Genomic DNA, 11,445 nt, shown 5'->3' with positions numbered 1-11,445 from the left:
GGCTTTCAGGGTGATGTGGCCGTCCAGGACAGTAATCACAGCCATGTTGAACTCCCGTTCTCTCGTCAGGAGAGTCTAGTACGCGGAATCGGGCGGTACAAGCGAAAACAGTGGGGAAAAACGCAAAAAACGGTCGTCAGAACGCTGAAATATCAAAAATCAGGAAGAAGAGGAAAGGGGATCGCCGGCACTGCCGGGTCTCTGCCCTGGTTTTTGCGGTCTGAAGCGGTCGTCGTCGGGCGCAACCCCCAGGCCTTCGGTCGGGACGGCACCGTGAAGCCGCAGGCGGCTTCCGCACCACTGCCGCCCCGAGGGGTTGCGCCCGCCGCCTGATGCCCGCTTCCGCGCGACCGCACCAGGTCAGAGACCCGGCAGAGGCCGGAGAGGAACTGGAAGGAAAGAAAAGGAAATCAGGTCATGAGCCAGTCAGTCAATCGCGTCATCCTCGTCGGCAATCTCGGTCGGGATCCGGAACTCGCGGCACGCAGGGAAGGCGACGGGAAAATCGCAAATATCGCCGTAGCAACGAGCGAATCATGGAACGACCGCAATACGGGCGAGCGGAGAGAAAAAACGCAATGGCACCGTGTTGTGTGCTTCAACGACCACCTCTCGGGCGTGATTGAACGTCGCTGTCAGAAGGGCACGCTCGTCTATGTCGACGGCCATCTGGAAACGCGGAAATGGACTGACCAGCAGGGACAGGATCGTTACACGACCGAGGTAATTATCGATCGCTTTGACGGAAACATAAAGGTGCTGGCCAATGGCCGGAACACCGGAGAAGGCCGCTTTGACGATGACCGGCCATCGCGAAGCGCGGCGCCGCGTTCTGCTGCGAACACGCCCGGCGGATCGGATCTGGATGACGAAATACCGTTCTGAGTCGGGCTTTTTTTCCGGGCCGGAGACGGCCCGGAATGGCGCACCTTCATCCGGAATCCCTGTGCGGAGTCAGCACCATGTGCAGCGTTTTTATCAGGCGCCCGACCGCTCCTCGCGGACAGGCCCGCGCCTATGCGCGGAATCATGAGGCTGCGGCCTCGGGCCTCGACCAGCTCTGTCACCTGCCGCAGCTTTCGGCCCGGCAGCGGGCCGAATTCCGGCGTTGCGCCCTGGAGATGCGCAGGATCGCCCGGGAGAAGCTTCTCGACAGCGCGCGGTAAGGGCAAAGGGCGACCAGAAATGACGTCTGGAAAAGCGCGAAAGTGTGCGAAAATCGTCAGGGTATGATACTGTTCCGACTGCCGATGAGGGAGCCACGTCCATGTTAACACCTGAGCAGATCGCCGTCCGGACACGAGCAGTACATAAGGCGCGCGTAAACAATCTGATTGAAGGACTACGCGAAGACCCTCGTGATGCCCCTGTGCTCGATGCCTACGCTCGCGGCGAGATTTCCGGCGACGAAGCACGACGGCAGGTTATAGAGGCGATTACCGGCCGATCCGTGAAGAAAAGGTCGGAAGCCGCCTGATTTTCCTGAGACATGGGCGATCCCTATCTCCAGAGCGATGGCGAGACATTAGAGAATGTGCAAGGGATCCAGCATGATCCAGAGGCACTTGATCGGCTGGAAAAATTTCTGACTGCTTCACGGGAAGCAGAACTGCATGAACGTGGACTCCCTGCATTGCAGGGCTTTCCTCTGGTAAAAGCGATACATTACCACCTGTTCCAGGATGTATACAGCTGGGCCGGACAGCCGCGAACAACACTTCTGGTCCGGGACATGAGCGGCTTTCTCGCTCCTGAGCGGATTGAACAGGAAGGCAGGAAACTGTTTGAACGGCTGGCGGAAAAAGACAATCTGCGAGGGTTATGGCGGATGGAATTTGCGGAACAGCTTGCCGTTCCTTTCAACGAGCTGAACCATATTCATCCATTTCGTGAGGGAAACGGACGGACGCAGCGGATCGTCTGGGAGGCTTTTGCCCGCGAGGCAGGGCATACCCTGGATTTCGAGGGTATTTCGCAGGAGCGGATGGCCGTCGTCTCAATCGCCGGTATGAAGGGCGATCACATGCCGGCGATCAGGATGTTCGATGAACTTCTGGATTCAACCCGTCATAAGGCTCTGGTGAAGGCAACCCGGTTTCTCGAAAAGGCATTCCGGGATGACTCTGATTTCAGTTGGAATGAGCGTTATATCGCCACAACGACGCCCGGTCAGGCCTATGATGGGAAATTCGCCGGACGCTCGGGTGATAATTTCATGATGGGTTCAGGCGACCGCGTTTACATCGGCAATCTCGCGGATCTCGGAAGCCATGCCGACGGTCTCAGATCGGGGGATCAGGTCAGTTTCCGTGTTGCGGGAGAAACGCCTGCCAGCCGCAGTTTTTCATCCCTGGCGACCGCATTGACCGGGCGCTCCGGTTCTTATGAACCAAAGGCCACGGCACCGGACTGGCTCGATCGGGCGAAGGCTTATGGCGATCGCCAGAAGAAACCTGGCAGCGAGCCAGTCAGTGACGAAACCCCGGCATCAGTCAGGCGGCATGATCCATCGGGCGATCCCTCTCCCTGAATTGGGACGCTGACCCGAAGCCAGACCAGCAGGTAGAGGAATATAAAAATGGAAGAATGCGGGAATAATGACCAGTCGCGGCCTTCCATTACTGCGGAAGAACGCCGTCAGCGACAGGAAGCGGTCGATTACGCGCGAGGAAGTTGTCGGCTTGAAGGCGTGATACTCGATGCGGAGATCGAACGGATCAACACTCGGTTCATCCAGGGCGAACTGACCATGAATGAACATTTTGAGGAACTGCAGCGTCACCTTGACCGGTGATGCTGCAGAGCCGGGACGCATCGGGCGCTCCGTGTCTCTAAGTTCAGTTTTTTCTCGTTAGTCGCATGATGGGGGCGCACGCGGAACATTCCAGAAGGAGTGTCCCGCGTCGTGTTTATTCGTTCGTCTTTAATCCGATCGGATCCTGAACAGTCGCGTGCCGTCGTGCAGCCGGTTGCGGGCTGGGTGCGCAGGCAGGGGGCTTTGCTGCCCCCTGCACCCCCGCCGGGCAGGCGGAAAGAAAAAATCCTGTATAGATTGATAATGCAAGTAATAAATTCCGCTTCCGCGCGGCTTTTGTTGCGTTTTATTGTGTTTAATACTCGCTATTCCGTTCGAGTAGTAGTATAGTTTTACCAGAAAGCCGAAGCTATTCGCGAAAGGATTTCTTCCATGGCTTACGCAAATTCCGCAGAAGCACAACAGAAAGAACTCGAAGAACTTCGCCGTGAGGTGAGCTGCGTTCTTGTGCTCGAAAAAGCCGGCTTCAAACTGGACCGCGAAGCCACGGCGCAGCGCTCGGCCCGCAACCTGAAATTCCGCCGTGAAAACGAGGCAATCATCGTGAATCATGACGGCAAGGGCTGGTGGGATCCGAAAGGGGACGGAAAGGGCGACGTTTTCAAACTCGTGCAGCATCTCGATCCGTCGAAGAATCTCGGCCATGTCCGGCGCGAACTGCGCGACCTGATCGGTAAAAGCCCGACACTCGAAGTCGCTGAGCGGACCAAGGGCGTAAGTGACAGGCCGCGCCGCGACCCGGCTGAGTTGTGGGGCCGTCGTTCAGCGCCGCAGGAAGGCACCCCGGCATGGCGGTATCTCACCGAAGAACGCGGGCTGCCGGGCAGCATCGTGGCGGTGGCCGGACGTCAGGGTGCGCTGAAGGAAGGCCCGAACGGGACTGCCTGGTTCGGCCATCGTGACGCGGACGGCCAGTTCACCGGCATGGAGATGCGCGGACCCGAGTACAAGGGTTTTTCAACGGGCGGCGGCGGCAAGCGTCTGTTCGGATTTCGGGCGGACGAGGGAACGGAGCCCGCACGGCGGCTTGTGGTCACGGAAGCCGCCATTGATGCGCTGTCCTTTGCCGCACTGGATCGCTTCAAAAAAGGATCGCTCTACACTTCGACGGGTGGCGGAATGAGCCCGGAGAGTGAGGCCAATCTGAAACAGGTCATGGCGACCGTGGCGAAACAGCCCGATGCCCGGCTCGTCATCGCCGTCGATAATGACCATCAGGGTCACGTCTATGCCGCGAAACTGGCCGCCATGGCTCAGGAGGTCGGGCTCTGGTCGGGACGGATCTCTCCGAAGACACCGGGAGACGACTGGAACAAGGCTCTGAGGGCGCGCGGAGAAGAGGCTCAGGGCGGAGCCGCCCCTGCCGGCTCTCTGCCGCGTCTTTCCGACGCTATCACCACAAAGCCCGCAACACAGCCGGATGCCGTTTCCTCCTCGTGGCTGGATCAGGCCAGGGCGAACAGCCCGGCGCGCCATCAGGCAGCGCCAGCCCCGGAACCTGCCAGGGCGCCGTCCCCTGCCACAGCGCGCTCAGTGACCTCTTCTCCAGGAGCTTCCCTATGAGCTGGTTCGAACCTTTCGCGTCCGAGAGCTGGCGGAGACGCCTTCTGAACATCCTTCCCGGTCACGCTCAGGCCAGTGCGATCTGGAAGAAGCATCGCCCGCATGGATGTGCCGAGCCTGACTGTTTTGTCGAGATCGGTGACGGGAAAGCGGAATTCCGGGGTGTGGTGATTGGCGGCGAACGCGACACCTCCCTGCCTCAGGGCTGGGATCTGGAAGGGCGCATCGTCCTCTTCACCGACGATCACGAAGTGATCGTCATTGCCGGCTGGCGGGCCACAGACCTGTCGGCTGACCGATCCTGTTTCCAGGATCACCTGACACAGGAGACTGTCATGACCACTGTTGCCCATTACGCGGATCTCGGCGTCGCACGCCTGGCCTTCGTGACGGACCTCGCCGAGGTGTTCGCCCGATCGGCCCCGGCTGCCGGGATATGGACCCGTCACCTGCGTCGGAACGATGCACCGATCGAAGAGGATCCGCCGATCCCGCAGACCGCTGTCCGGCTTTATGAGCGTGTCGGCTGTCCGCTCGGTCTGGTCATCGACGGACGCTGGGAGCGCGGGCTTGAGACCTGGGATCTCTCCTACCCGGCGACGCTCCTGCTCTCGACCGGTGAGATCACCGAAACGCATGGTTGTCTGGCGGAAGGGATCGAAGAGCTATGACACCCGATGATCTTCCTGTTCCGTATGCCCTGGCGCCGATCCTTGACGATCTGACGGCGGAACAGCGCCGCGCAGCCATGGCTCTCGGCCATGTTCTGGTCCTGGCCGGTGCCGGCACGGGTAAGACCAAAACCCTGACAGCCGGCGTGGCGACGCGCATCGAGCTGTATGGCATGGTGCCCGGCCAGATCCTGTGCGTCACCTTCACCAACAAGGCCGCGCAGGAAATGCGGAAACGCATCGCCGGCGTTCTGGGGCCGCACTCGGTGCCCACCTGGCTCGGCACATTCCACGCGCTCGCCTCCCGCCAGCTTCGGGCAGAGCCGGAAGTGGCACATCTGCGCAGCGGCTTCGACATCCGCGATGCGGATGACAGTCTTGGGATTGTGCGCCGCCTGATCAAAGCGATCCCGAAGGAGGAGCTTCCTGTTCCGCAGGAGGGGGCTCCCGGAGATGCGAAACAGATCAAAAAGATGGCCGAGCGGATCTCGCGCCTGAAGGAGGATCTGGTGACACCGGAAGCCGCCCGGGCGCATGTCGAGAGCATGATCCGCAAGCGCCAGGCGGCCAACCGCTTTGTGGATCATGAGAGCTGGCGTTTCGTGGTCGGGCTGTACGGCCGGTATCAGGCCATTCTGCGTGAGCAGAACGCGGCCGACTTTGGCGATCTTCTGATGTGGCCGACCCTCGCCATGCTTTACGATCCGGCCTATCATCGCCGCTGGACAGGCCGCTTCACAGCCGTGATGGCGGATGAATTTCAGGATGTGAACCGCGCGCAGTATCTCTGGCTCACCCTGCTCAGCAAGAAGTCCGGAGAACTGTTCTGCGTGGGCGACGATTCGCAGAGCATCTTATAAGTTAGTTGGAATACATCGGCTTGAATCTATACCTTCGTGTTGCAAAGGGAGGGTACGATGCCTGAGCCTAAATGGTCACGATATCCGCAGGTTTCTGAGAACTCTCAAGGATGCTTATGGCTTTCGTTGCTCGACAATCTTGGCCGTTCGCCCGCTACCATAGACGCCTATGCCAGAGGTCTGGAACAGTATCTGTTTTTTTGTGAGGCAGCAGGTGTTGCTCCTGAGGCAGCAACTTTGAGTCATGTTTCACTATTTGTAAGGTATTTACGTGGAGAAGACGTTCCTTTCCTATCCACTCGCGCTGCTGTGAGCAATGCTACGCTTCATCAGCGCCTGTCCGCCGTCCGACTTTGGTATGATCATTTGGTCTTTGAAGGAATCAAACATCGAAATCCGGTGCCGCGAGGGCAGGCGGTTGTAGGGCGCGGCCCACTCTCGGAGCATGTCGGGTTCAGGTATGGTTTGGTACGTCGTTCCAAATTACTGCCATATTTGCCATCTGACGAAGAATGGGCTCGCTTGCAAGAAATAGTCGCACAGGAAACAGTCAGAAATCGCCTCATGTTCGCCTTGGCCTACTATGGCGCACTGCGCCGAGAAGAGTTAGTAGGTTTGAGGGTGTCGGATATTGACCCTGCGAGACGTCTCCTCACTATTCGGGCTGAGACGAGTAAAAGTGCACACGCTCGAGTGGTTTGTTACTCAGCAGTGATTTGTCCTGTGTTGGCAGTGTATTTACATCGTCGACGCGGTGCGACAACCCATTCAGGTGCCTTGTTTCTGTCTGAGTCAGATCGAAACTTTCGACAGCCCATAACGAAGTGGTCATGGAGCAAAACTGTCAGACGTCTTGCCCTTCAAGCCGGCATACCGGCGTTCAGTACTCATACCTTGAGACATCTGAGACTGACGCACTTGGCCCGGTCAGGCTGGCGTCTGCACGATATCGCAACGTATGCCGGACACCGCAATGTTCAAAGTACGACACTTTATATCCATCTATCTGGTGAAGATCTTCTCCGTAAAATCGCACACTCGGTCGAACAGATGGATATGAATCTTGGTAACAGGGTCTTCGGAGGATAGAACAGTGGCCGAATATCAGGTTTCTCACATCCAGCCCGAATACAAATTCCACATTAATCTCGATGAATACGACAGACGGGCGACATTGTCTGCAGACGAATTAAAAGTTGTCAGACGTTGGAAAGAAGAAAATCTTGTTATTACGAAACGGCAGGCTCCGCGTCTTCATAAGCCTCTGACGGACATCCTGTATCGCAGCAATCTCGACCGCGCTAACAGCCATCGTGCTTTGAAGTATTTGCTTCTGACGGTCGCACACCAGGAAAAACCCTACTGGGGGTGGAGTGAAGACCTGTGGGTTGAGATTATCAATAATAGTCCTGTTCTGAAAAAAACCGGAATGGTACCGCAGTTGATTGCAGTCGCTTATCTTCTGTGTGGTTTTCGAAGCGTGTACAAAATTCAACGCAATGTGGCGACGGCTGTCGTTGCCCGATTGGTTTTTGGAGCGGAGATTGTTGATACAGAATGTGAGCGTCTGTTCTCGGCCCTAACCCGTGTCGGCTTCGTCTGTCAGACCGTTCGGCCCCTCGTACCATCAGTATTTGCTGCAGTTGCATTACAAGGCGAGAATCCAAAACTTGAAAGTTTTGATAGGAAGATACTGGAACATACACGAGAGTGTTACACAGGAAATCATATCGCCAAGCGGATTGGAATATTGTCAAACGGTTTGGCCGCAATGGGGCTTACATCGAAGGTTATTCATTTCCGGGCATACCAACCTCGTCATGGAACTGAAACTGATAATATCAATCCTGAGTGGATGACATGGTGCCGACGTTGGTTGGAAACAACAACCTTGCGAGAAGGGTCGAGGCGAGCAGTTTACAACACTCTGACCCGTATCGGAATCTGGTTGGGTCGCGAGCATCCTGAGGTCACAGGACCAGAGCAATGGACGGTATCGGTATGTGCCGACTATCTCGCCGCCGTCGACAGGTTACGTATTGGCGATTGGGGCGGTTCCACCTTTGATTATCGTCTGATCCCAACAGTTGGCCAGCCTCTACAGGCTCCAACGAAAGTTGCTTATTATCAGGTTATGCGTCGGTTTTTATCTGATATTCAGAGTTGGGAATGGGCGCAGCTCCGGTGTAATCCGCGATATCATCTCTCGACACCGAAGAATATTGCGAAATATCTTGGCGTAAATCCTAGGACCATAGATGATGCTTCTTGGCTGAAACTGACCTGGGCCAGCTTCAACATTGAACCAGACGATCTTTCTCCTGACTGTTTCTATCCATTCGCCCTGTTGCAGGCAATCGCCGTGGTGTGGACACATGCAGGCCTTCGGAGCAATGAGATCGCCCGACTTCGGGTCGGCTGCACGCGCGAGCAATCAGAGGATGTGGTTGATCAGTCTGGCAACGTCGTTCCGGCAGGGCAGGTCTGCTGGCTTGATGTTCCGGAAGGTAAAACTTCGGTCGCGTACACTAAACCGGTCGGCCATGCTGTTCATAAGTACATTACGGCCTGGATGAAAAAACGAGCGTCACCCCGCAAACATCTTGATCGGCGAACCGGTGAACATGTACATTTTCTCTTTCAACTACGGAACAGGCCAATCGCGAAGGAAGTTTTAAATCAGACTGTTATCCCGCTTTTGTGCAAAAAGGCTGGTATTCCGATTGAGGACAGTAAAGGCCGTATTACAAGTCACCGTGGACGGGCTTCAGCCGTTTCTATGCTGGCCAGCGTTCCGCAAGGAATGACAATATTCGATTTGGCAAAATGGTGCGGCCATACGTCCGTTCAATCGACGATGAGCTATGTTCGGTCGAAACCTACGCAATTGGCGAGTGCGTTTGCCAAGGCGGATCAGGCGGCGCGGATGATCGAAATTGTTATTGATAAGGAGGTTATTGCGGCAGGCGCAACGAAGGATGGAGCACCTTGGAAGTATTACGATTTAGGTGATTCTTACTGTAGCAATGCGTTTTGGAGCACTTGTCCGCATCGCATGGCATGCGCACGCTGTTATTTCAATATTCCGAAGCCAAGCGCCAAGGGCGTTGTCCTGGCCGCTCAGCAAGCAGCCAATCGTTTACTGGAAGAGGTCTGGTTAAGCCCAGAGGAACGGGATGCCGTGTCCGGAGACGTTGAAGCATTGGAGGGAATGTTAAACAAGCTTCGAGATAAGCCAGCGCTGGATGGCCGAACGCCTGGCGAAATTTCGGCAACATGCGGTTCCCAAGTGTCTTCTCCGTTCACAGAATCAGAATGACCAGTGCCGTGGTTGGAGAACAATGCCAAACGGAAGCGCTGGCCGGCCTCGTGGAGCGGGTGACGTTCCACAATGCCGAGAACGGTTTCTGCGTCCTGCGGGTGAAGGTGCGGGGGCAGCGCGATCTGGTCACTGTCGTCGGCCATGCCGCCATGATCTCGGCGGGTGAGTTCGTGCAGATGTCGGGGCGCTGGTTCAACGACCACACCCACGGCTTGCAGTTCAAGGCGGAGTTCCTCAAGGCCAGTCCGCCGACCACGGTCGAAGGCATAGAGCGCTATCTCGGCTCGGGCATGATCCGGGGCATTGGTCCCGTCTATGCCAAAAAACTGGTGAAAGCGTTCGGCGAGGCCGTGTTCGACCTGATCGAGCAGGAACCGCATCGCCTGCGGGAAGTGACAGGCATTGGTCCCAAGCGGGCCGAACGGATTGTCGGTGGCTGGGCAGACCAGAAGGTGATCCGCGAGATCATGCTGTTCCTGCACAGCAACGGCGTCGGCACGTCGCGGGCGGTACGGATCTTCAAGACCTACGGGCAGGATGCGGTCAGACTGATCAGCGAGAACCCCTATCGGTTGGCGAAGGACATCCGGGGCATCGGCTTCAAAACCGCCGACCAGATCGCCCGGAAGATGGGGATCGCGCCTGATGCCATGATCCGGGTGAGGGCCGGGATCTCCTATGCCCTTGGTGAGGCGATGGATGAAGGGCATTGCGGCCTCCCGGTCGGTGAACTCCTGACCAGCACCGCCGAACTGCTGGAGGTCGCCGCCCCTCTGATCGAAACAGCCCTCGCGCTGGAGCTGGAAGCGGGAGACGTGGTCGCTGATAGCGTGGGAGAGACGAGTTGCATCTTCTTGGCTGGTCTCTATCGCGCGGAGCAGAGCATCGCCGAGCGATTGCGCGCCTGCGCCGTGGGTCGGCCGCCCTGGCCGGAGATCGATGCTGAAAAGGCCATGACCTGGGTGGAAGGCAAGACCGGACTTGCCATGGCGCCCAGCCAGCAGGAAGCGGTGCGCCTTGCACTGCGTAGCAAGGTGCTGGTGATCACGGGTGGTCCTGGCGTGGGCAAGACCACGCTGGTCAACGCCATTCTGAAGATCGTGACTGCCAAGGGCACAGACGTGCAACTTTGCGCGCCGACCGGCCGGGCGGCGAAGCGCCTGTCGGAAAGCACGGGGCTGGAAGGCAAGACCATCCATAGACTGCTGGAGACGGATCCGGGCAATGGCAGTTTCAAACGGGACGATACCAACCCGCTGACCTGCGACCTGCTGGTTGTGGACGAGGCCAGCATGGTCGACGTGCTGCTGATGCGCTCCCTGCTGCGCGCGTTACCTGACAGCGCGGCTCTGCTGATCGTCGGCGACGTGGACCAGTTGCCTTCTGTCGGACCGGGGCAGGTGCTGGCCGATATCATTGGCTCCGATGCTGTCCCTGTGGTGCGCCTGACCGAGGTGTTCCGCCAGGCGGCACAGAGCCGGATCATCACCAACGCGCACCGGATCAACGAAGGGAAGATGCCGGAGCTGAGCGCGGAAGAGGGATCGGATTTCTATTTCGTGGAGGCGGCTGAGCCCGAGGTCGGACTGCGCAAGTTGCTGGCCGTGGTTAAGGACCGCATCCCGGCGCGGTTCGGGCTGGACCCGGTCCGCGACGTGCAGGTGCTCTGCCCGATGAACCGGGGTGGGCTGGGCGCACGGTCGCTGAATATCGAGTTGCAGCAGGCGCTGAACCCGGCAGGCGACGTGAAGGTCGAGCGGTTCGGCTGGACCTACGGTCCCGGCGACAAGGTGATGCAGATCGCCAACGATTATGACCGGGACGTCTTCAACGGGGATCTCGGCGTTATCGACAAGATCGATGTGGAAGAGGGCGAACTGACGGTCTTATTCGATGGACGGGAGGTCGTTTACGGCTTCGGCGAGTTGGACGAACTGGTGCTGGCCTACGCGACGACCATTCACAAGAGCCAGGGCTCGGAATATCCGGTAGTGGTCATCCCGCTGGTGACGCAGCATTATACGATGCTGGCGCGGAACCTGCTTTATACCGGTGTTACACGGGGGCGGAAGCTCGTCGTGCTGGTCGGGCAGAAGAAGGCTCTGGCCATAGCTGTGCGAAATCAGGGCGGAAGGCTACGTTGGTCAAAACTGAGAGACTGGCTGGTGGGTACGTCAGGTACAGGTCATCTATCCCGCCTAAAGAAACCTTAAA

Annotated in this window: 12 protein-coding genes; 11 read left to right on the top strand and 1 reads right to left on the bottom strand. The window is 57.7% G+C overall.

Translation table 11 applies throughout. The annotated features are described in order from the left end of the window. The 5 genes from GOB93_RS21265 to GOB93_RS15860 all read left to right on the top strand — a co-directional run. A partial coding sequence (locus GOB93_RS21265) for a hypothetical protein (RefSeq protein WP_206752618.1) occupies positions 1–333 on the top strand: 333 nt, incomplete at its 5' end. 84 nt (positions 334–417) lie between these two features. Beyond that, a complete protein-coding gene (ssb, locus tag GOB93_RS15875; RefSeq protein WP_173584473.1) occupies positions 418–885 on the top strand; it encodes a single-stranded DNA-binding protein in 468 nt (155 codons plus the stop codon). 77 nt (positions 886–962) lie between these two features. After that, the gene (locus GOB93_RS15870) at positions 963–1,166 is read left to right on the top strand and encodes a hypothetical protein (RefSeq protein ID WP_173584472.1); all 204 of its coding nucleotides are present in this window, start codon (positions 963–965) and stop codon (positions 1,164–1,166) included. Between the two features lie 101 nt (positions 1,167–1,267). Next, positions 1,268–1,477, top strand: coding sequence for an antitoxin VbhA family protein (locus GOB93_RS15865; RefSeq protein WP_146222787.1), 210 nt, complete (start codon positions 1,268–1,270; stop codon positions 1,475–1,477). 12 nt (positions 1,478–1,489) lie between these two features. Continuing rightward, entirely contained in the window at positions 1,490–2,530 is a 1,041-nt protein-coding gene (locus GOB93_RS15860) for a Fic/DOC family protein (RefSeq protein WP_173584471.1), read from the top strand. On the opposite strand, the gene GOB93_RS22395 is transcribed toward GOB93_RS15860, so the two are convergent. Next, entirely contained in the window at positions 2,489–2,815 is a 327-nt protein-coding gene (locus GOB93_RS22395) for a hypothetical protein (protein ID WP_242010843.1), read from the bottom strand. The genes GOB93_RS15860 and GOB93_RS22395 overlap by 42 nt on opposite strands. Before the next feature lie 372 nt (positions 2,816–3,187). Here GOB93_RS22395 and GOB93_RS15850 point away from each other — a divergent pair, with 372 nt between their 5' ends. From GOB93_RS15850 to recD2, 6 genes are read left to right on the top strand one after another with little or no spacing between them, the layout of a single operon-like run. Beyond that, positions 3,188–4,378: a DUF3991 and TOPRIM domain-containing protein gene (locus GOB93_RS15850; protein WP_173584470.1), complete on the top strand. Its 1,191-nt coding sequence runs from the start codon at positions 3,188–3,190 to the stop codon at positions 4,376–4,378. Further along, positions 4,375–5,049 (top strand): hypothetical protein, encoded by a 675-nt coding sequence (locus tag GOB93_RS21650; protein WP_242010842.1) that lies wholly within the window; start codon positions 4,375–4,377, stop codon positions 5,047–5,049. Before GOB93_RS15850 ends, GOB93_RS21650 begins: the two co-directional genes overlap by 4 nt. Beyond that, positions 5,046–5,909 (top strand): ATP-dependent helicase, encoded by an 864-nt coding sequence (locus GOB93_RS15840; protein WP_242010841.1) that lies wholly within the window; start codon positions 5,046–5,048, stop codon positions 5,907–5,909. The genes GOB93_RS21650 and GOB93_RS15840 overlap by 4 nt, the downstream gene beginning before the upstream one ends. A gap of 57 nt (positions 5,910–5,966) precedes the next feature. Next, positions 5,967–6,998 (top strand): tyrosine-type recombinase/integrase, encoded by a 1,032-nt coding sequence (locus GOB93_RS15835; RefSeq protein WP_081500010.1) that lies wholly within the window; start codon positions 5,967–5,969, stop codon positions 6,996–6,998. Positions 6,999–7,002: 4 nt separating this feature from the next. Next, positions 7,003–9,228, top strand: coding sequence for a site-specific integrase (locus tag GOB93_RS15830; RefSeq protein ID WP_146893019.1), 2,226 nt, complete (start codon positions 7,003–7,005; stop codon positions 9,226–9,228). After that, positions 9,225–11,444 carry an SF1B family DNA helicase RecD2 gene (gene recD2 / locus GOB93_RS15825; RefSeq protein ID WP_146893021.1) on the top strand — a complete coding sequence of 740 codons (2,220 nt, stop codon included), beginning with the start codon at positions 9,225–9,227 and terminating at the stop codon, positions 11,442–11,444. The genes GOB93_RS15830 and recD2 overlap by 4 nt, the downstream gene beginning before the upstream one ends. Position 11,445: the final 1 nt, after the last annotated feature.

The organism is Acetobacter musti (assembly GCF_011516835.1).
Lineage (GTDB): Bacteria > Pseudomonadota > Alphaproteobacteria > Acetobacterales > Acetobacteraceae > Acetobacter > Acetobacter musti.
This window is presented reverse-complemented; position numbering and strand designations above follow the sequence as displayed.